Source organism: Dactylosporangium sp. NPDC000555 (assembly GCF_040300025.1).
In the GTDB taxonomy this organism is placed as follows: Bacteria; Actinomycetota; Actinomycetes; order Mycobacteriales; family Micromonosporaceae; genus Dactylosporangium.
Genome location: NZ_JBEPDB010000098.1, coordinates 1 through 15927, shown reverse-complemented (window position 1 = coordinate 15927; position 15927 = coordinate 1). Strand labels below are relative to the sequence as shown.

The 15927-nt window shown below is 71.3% G+C and carries 16 protein-coding genes; 4 read left to right on the top strand and 12 right to left on the bottom strand.

What is annotated here, in order from left to right; genetic code table 11:
• Positions 1–41: 41 nt before the first annotated feature.
• Positions 42–647: a Holliday junction branch migration protein RuvA gene (gene ruvA / locus ABT297_RS37220; protein WP_350557278.1), complete on the bottom strand. Its 606-nt coding sequence runs from the start codon at positions 645–647 to the stop codon at positions 42–44.
• Positions 644–1156, bottom strand: coding sequence for a crossover junction endodeoxyribonuclease RuvC (gene ruvC, locus ABT297_RS37215; protein WP_350557277.1), 513 nt, complete (start codon positions 1154–1156; stop codon positions 644–646). Before ruvC ends, ruvA begins: the two co-directional genes overlap by 4 nt.
• 142 nt (positions 1157–1298) lie before the next feature.
• On the opposite strand from ruvC, the gene ABT297_RS37210 reads away from it, so the two are divergent.
• The gene (locus ABT297_RS37210) at positions 1299–2093 is read left to right on the top strand and encodes a 3-hydroxybutyrate dehydrogenase (RefSeq protein ID WP_350557276.1); all 795 of its coding nucleotides are present in this window, start codon (positions 1299–1301) and stop codon (positions 2091–2093) included.
• Between the two features lie 11 nt (positions 2094–2104).
• Complete coding sequence (locus tag ABT297_RS37205; protein ID WP_350557290.1) at positions 2105–3997, top strand: helix-turn-helix domain-containing protein; 1893 nt, start codon at positions 2105–2107, stop codon at positions 3995–3997.
• 84 nt (positions 3998–4081) lie between these two features.
• On the opposite strand, the gene ABT297_RS37200 is transcribed toward ABT297_RS37205, so the two are convergent.
• From ABT297_RS37200 to ABT297_RS37155, 10 genes are all read right to left on the bottom strand, one after another.
• Positions 4082–4693 carry a TetR/AcrR family transcriptional regulator gene (locus ABT297_RS37200; RefSeq protein ID WP_350557275.1) on the bottom strand — a complete coding sequence of 204 codons (612 nt, stop codon included), beginning with the start codon at positions 4691–4693 and terminating at the stop codon, positions 4082–4084.
• Between the two features lie 56 nt (positions 4694–4749).
• Positions 4750–6288, bottom strand: coding sequence for an MFS transporter (locus tag ABT297_RS37195; RefSeq protein WP_350557274.1), 1539 nt, complete (start codon positions 6286–6288; stop codon positions 4750–4752).
• A gap of 217 nt (positions 6289–6505) precedes the next feature.
• The gene (locus ABT297_RS37190) at positions 6506–7045 is read right to left on the bottom strand and encodes a DUF3995 domain-containing protein (RefSeq protein ID WP_350557273.1); all 540 of its coding nucleotides are present in this window, start codon (positions 7043–7045) and stop codon (positions 6506–6508) included.
• A gap of 94 nt (positions 7046–7139) precedes the next feature.
• On the bottom strand, positions 7140–8288 hold the full coding sequence (locus ABT297_RS37185) for a glycoside hydrolase family 5 protein (protein WP_350557272.1): 1149 nt from the start codon (positions 8286–8288) through the stop codon (positions 7140–7142).
• A 166-nt stretch (positions 8289–8454) separates the two neighbouring features.
• On the bottom strand, positions 8455–9126 hold the full coding sequence (locus ABT297_RS37180; protein ID WP_350557271.1) for a response regulator: 672 nt from the start codon (positions 9124–9126) through the stop codon (positions 8455–8457).
• Complete coding sequence (locus ABT297_RS37175) at positions 9126–10142, bottom strand: sensor histidine kinase (protein WP_350557270.1); 1017 nt, start codon at positions 10140–10142, stop codon at positions 9126–9128. The genes ABT297_RS37180 and ABT297_RS37175 overlap by 1 nt, the downstream gene beginning before the upstream one ends.
• Positions 10143–10147: 5 nt before the next feature.
• Complete coding sequence (locus ABT297_RS37170; protein ID WP_350557269.1) at positions 10148–11614, bottom strand: hypothetical protein; 1467 nt, start codon at positions 11612–11614, stop codon at positions 10148–10150.
• Positions 11615–11628: 14 nt separating this feature from the next.
• Positions 11629–13230 (bottom strand): ArnT family glycosyltransferase, encoded by a 1602-nt coding sequence (locus ABT297_RS37165; protein ID WP_350557268.1) that lies wholly within the window; start codon positions 13228–13230, stop codon positions 11629–11631.
• Positions 13220–14389 (bottom strand): glycosyltransferase, encoded by a 1170-nt coding sequence (locus ABT297_RS37160; protein WP_350557267.1) that lies wholly within the window; start codon positions 14387–14389, stop codon positions 13220–13222. Before ABT297_RS37160 ends, ABT297_RS37165 begins: the two co-directional genes overlap by 11 nt.
• On the bottom strand, positions 14283–14894 hold the full coding sequence (locus ABT297_RS37155; protein WP_350557266.1) for a GtrA family protein: 612 nt from the start codon (positions 14892–14894) through the stop codon (positions 14283–14285). The genes ABT297_RS37160 and ABT297_RS37155 overlap by 107 nt, the downstream gene beginning before the upstream one ends.
• A gap of 148 nt (positions 14895–15042) precedes the next feature.
• On the opposite strand from ABT297_RS37155, the gene ABT297_RS37150 reads away from it, so the two are divergent.
• Positions 15043–15690 carry a response regulator gene (locus ABT297_RS37150; RefSeq protein WP_350557265.1) on the top strand — a complete coding sequence of 216 codons (648 nt, stop codon included), beginning with the start codon at positions 15043–15045 and terminating at the stop codon, positions 15688–15690.
• A partial coding sequence (locus tag ABT297_RS37145) for a hypothetical protein (protein ID WP_350557264.1) occupies positions 15687–15927 on the top strand: 241 nt, incomplete at its 3' end. The genes ABT297_RS37150 and ABT297_RS37145, both read left to right, overlap by 4 nt.

The window sequence follows — 15927 nt, the reverse complement described above, 5'->3', positions numbered from 1 at the left end:
CGCCCGCGGGCGAGCGGCCCCCGCGCGACGCTGCGGACCGCTCATCGGATCGTGCCCAGCATCTTGATCGCCTGCTTGAGCAGCACCGGCACCGCCGGCACGGCCTGCCCGTCGAGCTGCTCGGCGACCGCGGCCACCGCCTGGTCGGCCTGGCCCGCGGTCCAGCCGAGCCCGATCAACGCCTGGCGGACCTGCTCGGGCCAGACCGCGGCGCCCACGCCGACCAGCGCCGCGCCGTCGCCCGGCAGGCCGCCGATCTTGTCGCGTAGCTCCAGCACCAGCCGCTCGGCCCCCTTCTTGCCGATGCCCGGCACGCGGGTCAGCGTCGAGGTGTCACCGGCGGAGATGGCGCGGCGCACCACATCGGGAGTGTGCACGGCGAGCACGGCCTGGGCCAGCCGAGGACCCACCCCGCTCGCCGTCTGCAGCAGCTCGAACAGCTGCCGGGCCTCGTCGTCGGCGAAGCCGTACAGGGTGAGCGAGTCCTCCCGCACCACCAGCGAGGTCGCCAGCCGGGCCTCCTGCCCCACCCGCAGGTCGGCGATGGTGTGCGGCGAGCACTGCACGAGCAGGCCGACCCCGCCGACCTCGATCACCGCGCCGTCGGGCGACACCGCCACCACCTTGCCGCGAACGCTCGCGATCACCGGGCCCTCCTCAATGCGGCGCTGAGACGCTCGCGCGCCCCGCCCCGCCAGACGTGACAGATGGCCAAGGCTAAGGCGTCGGCGGCGTCGGCCGGGCGCGGCGCGACCTCCAGCCGCAGCAGCCGGGTCACCATCGCGGTCACCTGCGCCTTGTCGGCGTTGCCGTTGCCGCTGATGGCGGCCTTGACCTCGCTGGGGGTGTACAGCTGCACGGGCAGCCCGGCCCGCGCCGCGGCGAGGATGGCCACCGCACCGGCCTGCGCCGTGCCCATCACGGTGCGCACGTTGTGCTGGCTGAAGACCCGCTCGACAGCGACGGCCTCGGGGCGGTGCTCGGCGACCACCTCGGCGAGGCGCACGTCGAGGCCGAGCAGGCGCAGCGCCAGGTCCTCGTCCGGGTCGCTGGTGACGACCTCGTAATGCACGAGCCGGCACGGCCGCCCCGGCTGCCCCTCGACCACCGCCACGCCGCACCGGGTCAGCCCCGGGTCGACCCCCAGCACGCGCACCGGTCACCCCCCTCATACGTGTGTTCGACACCCTATCGGACGATCGCGAAGGACCGGTCGCGCGACACACACACCGAATATGCTGAGGGTATGTGGGCGCGCCCCATGGGACGGGCGCGCGAAGCCTCGTACGTTTCCCGCCATGACGACGTCTCACCCCGCCACGCCGCACCAGGTGGTCGCGCTGGACCTGCGCGGACGCACCGCGCTGGTCACCGGGGCCGGCAGTGGCATCGGCCGCAGCGTGGCGGCGCGGCTGGCCGCCGCCGGGGCACGGGTAGTGGCGGTCGACCGCGACGCCGAGGCGCTCGAGACCCTCGCCGGGGAGGCGGGCGTCGTCCCCGTGGTCGCCGACCTGTCCGACCTGGACGGCATCGAACGGCGGCTGGCCGGCCACCTCGACGCCGACGTGCTGGTCAACAACGCCGGGCTGCAGCACGTGGCCGCGCTGGAGGACTTCCCGCCGGAGCGCTTCGCCCACATCCAGACCGTGATGGTCTCCGCACCCTTCCGGCTCGTCCGCGCCGTCCTGCCGCACATGTACGCCGGGAACTGGGGCCGCATCGTCAACATCTCCTCGGTGCACGGCCTGCGGGCCTCGCCGTTCAAGGGCGCCTACGTCACCGCCAAGCACGCCCTCGAGGGGCTGTCGAAGACCGTCGCGCTCGAGGGCGCGCCGCACGGGGTCACGGCGAACTGCATCAACCCGGCGTACGTGCGCACGCCGCTGGTCGAGGGGCAGATCGCCGACCAGGCGCGCACCCACGGCATCGACGAGTCCGAGGTCGTCGAGAAGATCATGCTGACCAGCGCCGCGATCAAGCGGCTCATCGAGCCGGCCGAGGTCGCCGAGCTCGTCGCCTACCTGTGCACCGACGTCGCGGGCTTCATCACCGGTACTTCGCTGTCGATCGACGGCGGCTGGACCGCACACTAGGACTTGTGACGATGCTGGAGTACCTCGAGCTGCTGGCCCGCGAGGCGGCCGCCGTGGAGTTCGAGGGCCCGCTCGTCGCCGCGCGCAGCGCCGGCCTGCCGCCCGAGCACATCGCCGAGCTCGAGCGGGCCAAGGTCGTCGCGCTGCGGGTCCGCGCCCTGCTGGAGCGGCGCCGCCGGCGCGAGGAGGAGCTGTCCGGGCTCTTCGACACGGCCAGCGACCTGGCCGGCCTGCGCGACCTCGACGCCGTGCTCGCCGCGATCGTGCACCGGGCGCGGACGCTGCTGGGCGCCGACGTGGCGTACATGACGCTCACCGACGAGGCCCGCGGCGACACCTACATGCGGGTCACCGACGGCTCCGTCTCGGCCCGCTTCCAGGCGCTGCGGCTGCCGATGGGCGCCGGCCTCGGCGGCCTGGTCGCGCAGACCGGCAGCCCGTACGTCACCGCCGACTACCCCCGCGACAGCCGCTTCCGGCACACCGGCGACATCGACGCCGGGGTGAGCGAGGAGGGGCTGGTGGCGATCCTCGGGGTGCCGCTGCGGCTGGGCGCCCGGATCATCGGCGTGCTCTACGCCGCCAACCGCTCCGCCCGCCCGTTCGCCCGTGAGGAGGTCTCGCTGCTGCTCTCCCTCGCCGCCAACGCCGCCGTCGCGATCGACACCGCGCGGCTGCTCGGCGAGACCCGGGCCGCCCTGGAGGAGCTCTCCGCCGCCAACGGCGTCATCCGCGCGCACAGCGACTCCGTCGAGCGGGCCGCGGCCGCGCACGACCGGATGACCGCGCTCGTGCTGCGCGGCGCCGGCGTCGAGGACGTCGCCGCGGTCGTGGTCGAGGTCCTCGGCGGCTCCCTGCTCGTCCTGGACGCCGAGAACCGCCGCCTGGCCCTGGTCGGCGAGCTGGCCGAGCCCGACCCGAGCGCGGTCGCCGAGGCCCTGGCCGCCTCGCGCACCGAGGGCCGCAGCGTGCGCCGCGGCCAGCTGTGGGTGGCCGCGATCGTGGCCGGCGCGGAGAACCTCGGCGCCCTCGTCCTGCGCCCCGACCGCCCGCTCGTCAACGCCGACCAGCGCATCCTGGAGCGCGCCGCGGTCGTCACGGCGCTGCTGCTGCTGTTCCGCCGCACCGTGGCCGATGCCGAGGGCCGCGTGCGCGGCGAGCTGCTCGACGACGTCATCACGCGCCCGGTCCGCGACGCCGACGCGCTGCGCGCCCGGGCCAAGCGTCTCGGGGTCGACCTGGACGCCCCCAACGTCGTCGTCGTCATCGGCGCGGACGCCCTCGCCGGCGGCTCGATCCGCCAGCGGGCCATGTCGTGGGCGCAGACGTACGCCCAGACCCGCGCCGGCCTGGCCGCCGTCCGCGACGGCCACGTCGTGCTCCTGCTGCCCGGCGAGGCCCCCGGCGGCGCCGCCCGGCTCGTCGCCCGCGACCTGGGTAAGCTGCTGGGCCGCCCGATCACCGCCGGCGCCGGCGGCCCGGCGAGCGCCCCCGAGGGCATCGCCACCGCCTACCGCGACGCCGACCGCTGCGTGACCGCCCTGGCCGCCCTGGGCCGCACCGGCACCGGCGCCGGCACGGCCGAGCTGGGCTTCGTCGGTCTGCTGCTGGGCTCGGCCCCGGACGGCCGCGACCGCGACGTACGGTCGTTCCTGGACACCGCGATCGGCCCGGTGGTCGACTACGACGCGCGCCGGGGCACCGCGCTGGTGAAGACCCTGGAGGCGTACTTCGGCGTCGGCGGCAGCCTGACCCGCGCCGCGGAGGTCCTGCACGTGCACGTCAACACGGTCACCCAGCGCCTCGAGCGGATAGGCCAGCTCCTCGGCGCCGACTGGCAGAAGCCGGAGCAGGCCCTGGAGGTCCAGCTCGCTCTCCGCCTGCACCGCCTGCAGACCTCCTGACCGGCGGGGGACACAGACGGGGAAACGGGGCGGCCCGGCGCCGCCGAGGGAGGCGGGCCGGGCCGGGGTGTCGGCGGACCGAGCTCAGGGCTGCGCGCCGCGCAGCACGAAGTCGACCAGCTTCTCCGCGAAGTCCTCGTCCGGGACATTCGGGTTCCAGCGCAGCATGTTCTGCGCCACCGTCGGCCCGGACAGGACCAGCAGAGCCAGCTCCACGTCCAGGTCGGCGCGCAGCTCGCCCGAGGCGATGCCCCGGCGCAGCACCGTGCGAATCACCTCCCGGCGCGGCTCCATGACCGCGTGGTGCACCCGGGTCATCTCGGGGCTCTTGAACAGCTCCGGCATGAGGCAGGCCGTGACCTTGCCCTGCCGGGCCATCCGCTTGTTGCGCATCGCGGTGATCAGCGTGACCAGGTCGTCGCGCACCGACTCGCCGCGCAGCTCGGGCAGTGGGCCCTTCATCGCCAGCACGGCATCGATGAGCAACGCCTCCTTGTTGGGCCAGCGGCGGTAGATCGTCGCCTTGCCAACGCCGGCCTTCGCCGCGACCGCCTCGATCGAGACGGCGTCCGCGCTCTGGCCTGAGCCGAGCAGCTCGAACACCGCCTCGACGATCGCCTCGTCGACCCGGGCGCTGCGGGGCCGGCCGGGACCCTTCCGATCCTGGTCAGGCGCCACATCCACGCTGAGCGTCATGGTTTCCATTGTTACCGAGTTTTCACCCCGAAGCTACTCACCGGTTCCTCACACGCTCACTCGGCGACCCTGACGAGCTGCACACCCTGCTCCTCCGCCAGGCTCCCGGGGGTGGCGGGGACGGATGCGGTCGCCGGGCGCTTGCCGGGCAGCCACAGGGCGGCCACGACCGCGCCGAGGACGGCGAAGATCGCCGAGCCGATCGCGGCGCCGTGCATGGCGGCGATGAAGGCGTCGTTGGCGTGCTGGATCAGCGCCTGCCCGGCGGGCCCGGCGTGCGGCGCCACACCGTACGCACCGGAGATCGACTCGCCAGCCGCGTTCTTCGCGGCGGCCGGCAGGCCGCTCGTGGCGGAGGCGATGCGGTCGCGGTACACGGAGGAGACGACGGCGCCGAGGGCGGCCACACCGAGGGCGCCACCGACCTGACGGATGGTGTTGCTGACGGCCGACCCGACGCCGGCCTTCTCACGGGGAAGCACGGACATGATCGCCTCCGTCGCGGGCGGCATCACGTTGGCCATGCCGACGCCCATGAGGAAGAACAGCGCGCCCACGACCCAGATCGGGGTGGTCGCCGTGATGAAGATCCACCCGGCCAGGCCGGCCGCGACGAGCAGCAGGCCGACGGTGCTGACCGCCTTCGGGCCGAAACGCTTGACCATCGCGGCGCTGCGCGGTGCGAAGACCATCTGGGCGAGGGCGAACGGCACGAACAGGGCGCCGGAGGCCAGCGGGCCGTAGCCGCGAACGAGCTGCAGGTAGAAGGCGCTGACGAACATGACGCCCATCGCCGCGAAGAAGACCAGACCGATCATGCCGGTCGAGGCGCTGAACTGGCGGTTGGAGAACAGCCGCACGTCCAGCGACGGGAACTCGACGCGCCGCTCGTAGAGGGCGAACGCGCCCAGCACCACGACCGCCGCGGCGAGGGTGGCCCAGGACTCGATCCTGCCGAAGCCGTGGTCGCCGCCCTCGATGACACCGTACGTGAGCAGGGTCAGGCCGACGATGGACAGCAGCACGCCGACGATGTCGATGCGGCCCGGCCTCGGGTCGCGCGACTCGGGGATGAGGACGTTGACCAGGATCAGGCCGGCGACCACGATCGGGACGTTGATCAGGAAGACCGAGCCCCACCAGAAGTGCTCGAGCAGCAGGCCGCCGACGATCGGGCCGATCGCGACGCCGAGGCCGACCGCGCCGGCCCACACGCCGATGGCGCGGCCGCGCTCGCGCGGGTCGAAGACGTTGGCGATGATCGACAGCGTCGAGGGCATGACCGCGGCGGCGCCGAGGCCCATCAGGGCGCGGGCCCAGATCAGCTGGCCCGGCGAGTCGGCGTAGGCGGACACGAGCGACGCGATGCCGAACAGCGCGAGGCCGACGGTGAGCGTGATGCGGCGGCCGAGCCGGTCGGCCAGGATGCCGGCGGTGAACAGCAGGCCGGCGAAGACCAGCGTGTAGGAGTTGATCGCCCACTCCAGCTGGCTCTGGGTGGCGCCGAGTCCGTGCTGCGGGTCGGCGATGGTGCGCATGGCGACGTTGAGGACGGTGTTGTCCAGCACCACCACGAGCAGGCTGATGACGAGCACGCCGAGAATGGCCCAGCGTCGAGGATGTCCGGTGTCGGCTGGTGCCGCTTGGGTAGATGCGTCCACGATGTTGCTTCCCCCTGGTCTGAACGCTCTCGCGATAACGATACGGAACAGTTCCGTATCAACGTAGCTCGCGAGCCACGATACGGAACCGTCTCGTATCGAAAAGTGCGTCCCGTCACACCGCGCACCATCCGCCGTCAGCGGCAGGTGGTCACCGCGGGCGGCGCGCGGTGAGCGCGAACAGCACCCCACCGGTCAGGAACCACGGGCAGAACAGCCCGAGGCTCCAGTGCGCGACGTCGGCCAGCTCCCCCGCTCCCCCGGCGACCTGCGGCGACAGCACCCCGGCCGCGATCAGCGCGTCCTGTGCCGCCACCAGCCCGCCCCGCAGCAGCAGCGCGACCGCCGCCGCCCAGGCCAGCACCCGAAGCACCCGTCGCAGCGTCCCGCGCCCCGGGGGCGGCTCGGGCCGGCCCAGCAGTACCGCGATGCCCGCGCCGGCCAGGCAGAGCACGCCGACGCCCCACAGCGCCGCGAACCGCAGCGGCGGGCTGGCCAGGACCGCCGCCGCGTTCGCCGCGCCCCGGAACGACATCGCCAGCAGCACCCTCCCGCCGAGCGCCCAGTAGACATGGGCGACGGCGAACGCGACGGCCCACACCGCGGCCAGCAGCGCTGGGCGGCGGATCCCCCGCCGGGTGCGCGCGCCGGCCGGGGACATCCGCTCGATGCTCACGAGCCCGTGCCGCACACGGTATCGACGACGATGGCTGCCTCAGGCACAGATCGGCCCTCCCCCCGCGAATGTAACAGCGGGGGGAGGGCCGTGCGTGCCTGCTGCGGTGTTACTCCGCGGCCGCGGCCAGAGGCGCCTGGTAGCTCTTCAGCAGTGCCATCTTGTCGGCGTCCACGGTCTTCCAGTCGTCCTGCAGGACCCCGCCGGTGTCACCGGAGTTCGGGTTCCAGGACCAGTACGTGTAGCTGAACCCGTTGTCCTTCAGGTAGGCGACGAGGTTGCGCTGCCAGATGCCCTCGAGATCCTTGTTGCCCTGCTCGTCCTTCTCGGCCACCGAGCGGCCGCCGAACTCACCCATGAGCACCGGGGCGGTGTTGTTCTTCACGAGGTAGCCGAACTGCTTGTCCCACAGGGCCGGCATGTTGGCGGGGAACTCCGGGTCGGTGAACCACTGCTGCGACCAGACCTTCGGGCTGTAGTCGTGCGCGGAGTACACCAGCTTGGTGGGGTCCGACAGCTTCACCGGGTGCTCGGCGGCGCCCTGCAGGTTGCCACCCCACCAGTAGCCGTCGGTGTTGCCGTCGGCGGTCTTGTAGTTCTCGATGCCCTCGACGACGATCAGCCAGTTCGGGTTGGCCTTGAGCACGGCGTCACCGGCGCGCTGCGCGGCGGCCCGCCAGTCGGTCTTCTCGTTGCCGTCGCCCCAGCTGGCCTCGCCGTGCGGCTCGTTGTGCAGGTCGGCGCCGACCACGAGCGGGTTGTTCTTGTAGTGCGTGGCGAGCTTGACCCAGTCGGAGATCCAGCGCTCCTCGCTGACCTTGTCGGTGTACCAGAGGTTGCTCTGGCCGGACGACGTCGGGCGGTGCCGGTCGAGGAGGACCATCACGCCGCGCTTGGTGGCGCCCTCCACGACCTTGTCCATGATCTGCGGGCCGGTCAGGCCCTGGAGGTCGGGGTTGAGCGCGAAGTCGACGCCGTTGGGCTTCGCCGAGGCGTCGAACAGCTCGTTGCTGAACGGCAGGCGCAACGTGTTGAAGCCCTGACCGACGATCTGGTCGAGCATGTCGTTCAGGCTGCGCGACCACAGCCCGTGCGGCGCGAACGTTTCGGTCTCCAGCCCGAACCAGTTGACGCCGGTGAGCGTCACGGTCTCGCCGCGGGCGTCGACGATGCGGCTGCCCTCGGCGCGCAGGGGCATCTGCAGACGCTGCGCGGACTGCGCCATCGTCGGGTGGACCTTCTTGTCCTTGTTCTGCATCAGTGGCACCACTGCCACTGCTGCCACGGCGAGCGCGACCAGTGCGGAAATCCAGTAAAGGCGCGTGCGACCCATAGAGCTGACCTGTCCTCACGTTTGACGGCGGGGCAGATCAACACGCTACGGACAGCGGAATATGCAGTCAGCGTACAAATGTCGGATTTGTTCATGCACCAATTGAAGGAGCGTCCCAGTCGGCGGCACGGACGACGGCCTCGAGCTTCGAGCGGGCGCCCAATTTGCTCAGCAGGTGGCGCACGTGGCTGCGGACCGTGGTGTAGCTGATGCTCAGCTCGCGCGCGATGTCACGGTTGTCCATGCCCTCGGTCATCAGGGCGAGGATCTGCCGTTCGCGCGGCGTGAGGCTATCAAGCCGCCGGGCGTGCTCCTGGGAGCGGCGCGCGTTCTCGCGCCGGCGGGACAGGAGCTTGGCCAGCTGGCGGGCCGGCACCAGGATCTCGCCGTCGACGGCGCGCCGCACGGCCTCGGCCACGTCGGCGCCGCCGGCGCTCTTGACCAGATAGCCGGCCGCGCCGGCCTCGAGCGCGGTGAGGATCACCTGGTCGCTCTGGTCGGCGCTGAGGAAGACGATGGCCGCGTCGGGCTGGTGCGCGCGCAGCGCCGCGACCGCCTCGGCGCCGGTGCCGTCGGGCAGCCAGAAGTCGCACAATGCCACGTCGACCCGCTCCACGTCGGAGAGGTGCTCGACCTCGCCCACGCTGCTGGCCAGGGCCACGACGCGCAGCTCGGGGTGCTCGTTGAGGAGGGCGGCGAGCCCCTCCGCGACGACCTGGTGGTCCTCGACGATCAGCACACGGTAGGGCGGACGGCCACTCACTATGGGGCTCCTTTGGATTGCAGGTCGGCGCCGCGCGGCACCCAGAACGTGACGGTGGTACCGCTGCCCGGCACGCTGCTGATCCGGAACCACCCGCCGGCCAGGTCCGCCCGCTCCCGCATGAGCAGCAGCCCGAGGTGCCCGGGGTCGGTGTGCAGGATCTCGGCGCCGACACCGTCGTCGACGACCCGCACCAGGTAGCCGTTCTCCTGCTCGCCCAGGATCACCGTGCAGCGGTCGGCGTCGGCGTGCTTGCCGACGTTGGCGACGGCCTCCTGCAACATGCGGTAGAGCAGCAGGCGTGTCGGCAGCGCCGGCTCGGCGGTGAGCCGGTCCTCGACGCGCACTTCGAGCTCGTGGCGTTCGGCGAGGTCGTCGAGCAGGTCGCCGGTGGCGGCCACGAGCCCGTCGTCGGCCAGCTTCGGCGGGCGGAAGTCGAAGATGAGCCGGCGCAGCCGGTCGGCCGCCTGCACGAGGGAGGCCTCCAGCTTGTCGAGGATCTCGAGGTCGTCCGGGTCGCGCAGGCGGCGGCGCAGGTGCTGCAGGCGCAGCGTGGCGGCGGTGATCACCTGCAGGCTGTCGTCGTGCACGCCGGCGGCGATGCGGGCGCGCTCGCGCTCCTGGGTGAGGATGAGGTCGTCGAGCAGCTCGCCCTGCTCGTGCTCGGTGAGGGTGAGCCGGGCGATGCGCTGCTCGAGGCTGGCCCGGCTGCGCCCGGGCATGCTCTGGTCGTCGATGGCGAGCACCAGCAGACCGCTGGGGTCGCCGGCGAGCGTGCGGGCCCGCACGTCCACGGCGATCTCGCGCCCGCCGGGCAGCCGCACCATGGCCGCCACGGGCTCCTGCGTGCTGAACGCCGGGTCGCCGACGAGAAGGTCGGCGACCCGGCGTCCCACGAGGTCGGCGGCGGAGCGCTGGAACAGCGCCTCGGCCGCGCTGCTGGCCAGACGCACCACCCCGGCGGCGTCGAGCACGATCAACGCTTCCGGGGCGGCGCGGAACGCCTGCCAGTACAACAGCCTCAGTTCTCCAGGTTCTTAGGAATCGTATACGGCTTGGCAGGCGGGATGTCGACCGGTCCGCCGGACTTGTCGACCTTGAAGTTGACCGTCGCGGTCGCGTCGCTGCTCTGGCCGTGCAGGTGGAACACGACGGTGTCCTCGGTGTCGCCCGGGATGGTGTACTGCCCGACCGCCCGGGCGCTGCCCTTCTGGTCCACCCGGAACGCGGCGACCGTCTCCGGCTTGGCGCCCTTGGCCGTCTGCACCGTCACGTGCACGGCCTCGTTGGGGGCGAACTGGGTGGCGTAGAAGTTCACCATCGTCCCCGGCAGGCCGCCGTAGGCGTTGGTGCGGGCCTGCGGCATGTACGGCAGGATCGTGAACCCGCTCGAGACCGCCGCGCGGCTCTGCTCGCCGGTGAACACCAGCGCCTGGGCGCCCTTGAGCTTGAACGGCATGGTGAGCCCGGCACCCTTGAAGCCGCCGGCGCCGTCGGTCGAGATCGCCATCACCGGCTGCCCGCCGGCCGCATTGAGCCGCACCAGGACCCGCTCGGCGGGGGCGAAGCCGGAGCCGGAGAAGGTGATCTTCTGGGTGGCCTTCACCGCGTACGGGGCGATCTTGATCGACGGGTACAGCCGCAGCACCTGGAACGGCGCGCTTGCCGCCGCCCCGCTCTTCTTGCCCACGACCACCAGACTGGTCGTCCCGACGGCCGTGACCCCAACTCTGATCGGCGTCTTACCCACGGAGCCACCCTCGTCGGCCTTGAGGGTGAGGGTCGGCTCGCCGCTGACGCGGCCCCAGTACACGTTGAGGTCCTCGCCCGGCGCGAAGCCCTTCACCGAGAGGTTGATCGTGTCGCCGGGCTTACCCACGATCGCCGACAGCGTCGCCTGGCCGGCGCCCTGGGCGACCGACGCGTCGGCCTTGGCCACCTTGTCGGTGCTGCCACGCGCCTGGGCGGTCACCTCCTGGACCGGCTGGGTCATGGTGCTGGGGAAGCTGAAGTTGGCCGTGAATATCCCGTACTTGCCGGCCTTCGCCGTCGCCACCTGGTGCGGCTTCGCCGCGGCCGCGCCCTTCGGCGGCTTCTGACCCGGCGTCGACGACGGCCCGAGGTACACGTCGATGACCGACCCCTGGTCGAAGCCCGAGCCCTGGACGGTGACCGTGCCGCCCAGCTGCACCAGGCCCGGGTTCAGGGTGATCATCGGTGCGCCACCGCCCGGCACCATGACCCCGTTCAGGTCGACCTGCGGCGCGGGCGGGCTCTTCGTCTGGATCTCCGTCGGCGTCTCGGTGGGCTTGCCGCCGAGTCCGGGCGCGGAGATACCGAGCGCCGGCAGCAGCGAGCGGCCCACCATGACCAGCAGCACGGCCGCCGCGGCGGCCAGGAGCAGGCGTTTGCGGGAGAGCTTGACGTTGGCCCGTTTCCGGCGACTCTTGCCGCGCGGGACCGCGGGCCGATGCTTGAGCGATTGCATCAGGGTCTCCAAAACTACGACGTGTTCCCGATCTTCACGATTGACAGCGAGACGTCGCCCCGGGTGGCCTGCCAGACGGGCTGCCCGTGCTGGTCGATCGCCTCGATGATCCAGGTCTCGCCGCCGCGCTGGAGGGCGTCGCGCATCTTGTTCGACATCACGACGTAATCGACGTTCTCCCAGCTGGAGTGGAAGACCTTGTCCCGCACGTCCGGGTCGGACGTGGCCTTGTAGTGCGGATGGGCGTTCTTGTACGGCGGGTTGTTGTCGTGCAGCGCAACCCAGATGTCGTCGTCGATGATGAGGCGGGCATTGGTCGGGATGTTCGCCTTGACCCAGGCCACCTGCTGCTCCTGGAGCTGGGTGAGCGGCAGCCGGTAGGCGTCGCTGAACTCCAGCTGGCCCCGGTCGTTGTACTTCACCAGGAAGCCTCCGGGCATGACCAGCACCGGCACGAGGATGCAGGCGACGAGCACCGCCGCCCCGGCCTGCGCTGTGCGCCGGGTGAGCCAGCCGAAGAACATGCCGAGGTTGAGCGCGAACAGCGGCACCATCGGCGCGATGTAGAAGTCGAGCAGTGCGCTGCGGCTCAGGTAGAAGGCGTAGCCGACCGCCATCAGCCCGCACGCCAGCATCGGCGTGCGCAGCCGCCGGTTGCGCCGTCCGGAGATGAGCACGAGCAGGGTCGCCACGGTGCCGGCGATGAGCAGGTAGCGGTCCTTGAACAGCCAGCTGTCGTGCAGCAGGTCGGTGAAGGACAGGCCGTTGGAACTGTTGGAGTTGCGGTGCAGCTGCCACCAGACGGTGTACAGCAGCGACACGTGGTCACCGGGTGTGGTGGCACCCAGGTTGAAGTTGAAGCCCTCCGGGAAGAGCTCGTTCTTGATCTGGGCGAAGAGCAGGTAACCGACGACCGGCGCGAGGGCGGCGAACCACCAGAAGCTCACGCCGAAGCGCCGGTTGGGCTGCTCCTTGACCGTCTTGTGCAGCAGGAACGCGCAGCCGGGCAGGATGAACAGCGCGTTCTCCTTGGTCACCAGCGCCAGACCGAAGCAGAAGCCGGCGCCCATCGCGGTGACGATCCGCCCGTCCCGCCGGGCCAGCAGGTACAGCCCGAGCAGGATCCAGAACATCATGAGGTTGTCCAGCAGGACCTGGCGCTGGTAGTACACCCCGAGCGGGGACAGATTGTACACGAACGTGGCCAGGAACGCGGCCGACTTGCTGCTGGTGAAGCGGCGCACCGTCTCGAACATCAGGAACACCGAGAGCAGGTGCACGATGAGCATGAGCGCGCGGCCGGTGTTGATGGCGTTGCCGAAGGCGTTGAAGCCGCCGGGCAGCACCGCGACCCAGCCCGACAGCGCCAGCCAGCCCATCGGGGCGTGGTCGTAGAAGTAGGTGTACGGCGAGAGCTTGGCCTGCCGGAGCACCGACCAGGCCTGCTCCATGTAGATGCCCTCGTCGGTGAGGTACAGCGGGTAGCGGAACATGTTCCACCCGTGACTGACCAGCCCGATGAGCACGCACAGGGCGATCAGCCACTTCGGCGCCTTGTCCGGCTTGCGCGCGGGGGCCGGGGTGGCCCTGGGCCTGGTGAGGACTTCAGCCGACATTGCTCAACTCCGGAGCCTCGGCGGTGCGGTGGGCGCCGACGTGGGCGGTCTTCTCCCAGTTGGTGGCGCCCTTGAGCTGGCGGTACAGCGCGCGGGCGGCTGCATAGGACAGCACCATCTGGTACGGAAACCAGGTGATCGCCATCTTCACCACGGTCCCCGGGCCGGCCTTCAGCCCGTGCGCCCCGGTGAACTCGTAGAGCCCGACGACGGACATGACGAAGTGCGCACCGAGCAGCAGCACCGGCAGCCAGGACAGCATCGCCACCGGCACGGGCACGCTGAGCACGAACGCCTGCAGCAGCGCGACCGGCAGGTAGATGCCGAGCAACGCCTGGACGTGCGGGAACGCCAGGGTGTACCAGGCCAGGAAGCGCTGCCGCCGGTTGGGCATGAGCTTCCAGGTGCCCTTGCCCAGGGTCTGCATGAACCCCTGGCACCACCGCGTGCGCTGCTTGATGAAGCTCTGCAGCGTCGGCGGCGTCTCCTCCTTGGTCACGTAGCGGTCGTCGTAGACCACCCGGACCTTCTCGCCCATGCTGGAGACCCGCAGGCCGATGTCGGCGTCCTCGGTGAGGTTGGTCTCGTCCCAGCCGCCGAGGCGTTCGATGAGCTCGCGCTGGAAGAACACCGTGTTGCCGCCGAGGGTGATGGCGCCGTTCTTGGCGTGGTAGTGCAGGCGGCTGCGAAACCAGAAGAAGTACTCCAGCACGTTGAACGTCGAGTACCAGTTGGAGTCGAAGTTCATCAGCTGCACCCCGGCCTGCACCACGCTGACCTCGTCGGTCAGCATGATCGTGTTGACGATGTCGAACAGCTCCGGCTGCACCTCGTCCTCGGCGTCGAAGATGGCCACGACGTCGTTGGTGGCGTGGCGCAGCGCCGTGTTCAGCCCGTGCGGCTTGTTGATCGGGCCGTCGTCGAACACGATCACGTCCACGTTGGTCCGCCCGACCGCGCGCAGCCGGTTGACCTGGGCGCGGGCCTGCTCGATCGTGCCCACGTCGTCCGCCGAGCACACGACCAGGATCTGCACCAGGTGCGGCGGGTACTCAGCGGACGCGGCGCGGGCGATGGTGGCTTGGATGACCTCCTCCTCGTGCCGTGCCGGGAGGATTGCGGTGAAGGAGAGTTCCGGCGTAGCACGTTGATCTGGCACGCGTGCCTTGGCGTCCGCCTCCGGCCGGTCCCACGTATAGATCATGAGATACAGGGCGTGAGCCGCCTGCACCGTCAGCAGCAGCGAGATCAGGGTGAGGACCGCCAACACGATCTGCTCCATCGGTGCGTTCACTCCAAATCCACTTCGAGCTGACGGCGAAGTTGACCCCGAATCCGGCCGCGATGCCGACCAGGTTGGCGGGGAGGTAGTGCAGGCCAAGACCGACCAGCAGTTGCACCACGATGACGTTGACCGGCATCGCGGCCAGGCCGGCGAGGCTGAAGTACGCGAACCGCTGCAGCGACAGGCTGCGACGCCGGAAGGTCCACAGTTCGTGCAGGACGTAGTTGGATATCAGCGCGATCTCGACAGCCGCTACCGTTGCGGGCAGCAGCGCGAGCCCGAGCAGCCCGTGCAGCACGAGCAGGGCGGCGTTGTTGACGACGACACCGCTGACTCCCACCAGGGAGAACCGGCTCAGCCGGAACAAGTAGGGCGTCACGCTCACAACCGTGCGGCCGGGCGTGCCCCCGGCACATCACGCCGCGGTTCTGCCGTAGCGCCCACCTTCGGCCTCCCCCATTCGGCGTAGTCCGCCTGGCACCGGGGCGCGCGGTATTTGTTCCTTTTGCGGGGTATAGCGCGCCCCGATGAGTATCAGGATCTTGATCGCCGACGACCATGCGATGGTTCGCGAGGGCCTGCGCAGCTTCCTGGCGCTCAGCGGTGACCTGGAGACGGTCGGCTCGGCGGCCGACGGGCGGGAGGCCGTGGCGCTGACCCACGAGCTGCGCCCCGACATCGTGCTGATGGACCTGCTCATGCCGGTCCTCGACGGGATCAGCGCGATCGCCGTCATCCGCCGCGAGCTGCCCAGCGTCGAGGTGGTGGCGCTGAGCGGGTATCTCGAGCCGCAGCTGATCGCCGACGCCCTGCACGCCGGCGCGGTCGGCTACCTGCTCAAGGACACCGACGCCGAGGAGCTGCACCGGGCGGTCCGCGCCGCAGCCGCCGGCCAGGTGCAGCTGTCCCCGGCGGTCGCCGCCCGGCTCGTGCGCGACGTGCACGTGCCGGCCACCCCACCACAGCTGACCCGCCGCGAGGAGGAGGTGCTCGCACTGCTGGCCCGCGGCCGCGCCAACGGGCAGATCGCCCGCGAGCTGCACATCGCGCCGCAGACGGTGAAGACGCACGTGAGCAACATCCTGCAGAAGCTCAACGCGGAGAGCCGCACTCAGGCCGCGCTCTACGCGATGCGGGTCGGCCTGGTCCCCGTGCACGCGGCGGCCCCCAGTTGACCCCCGCGCTGGACGCGCTGTGCGTCCTGGCCCGGCATACGTCCGGCGCGCGCGCCGTGCACGTGCTGGACGCCTCCGCGACGGTACTGTCCTGTGCCGGGCCCGGCGACGCGCTGGACGTCGCCGTGGCGGTGCGGGCGATGTCCTCGGGCCGCGCGGTGCGCGCCCGCCGGGTGCTCTACCACCCGGTGCCCGGCGGCCTGCTGGCCGCCACCGGCCGGCGGGCGCCGCGCCCCG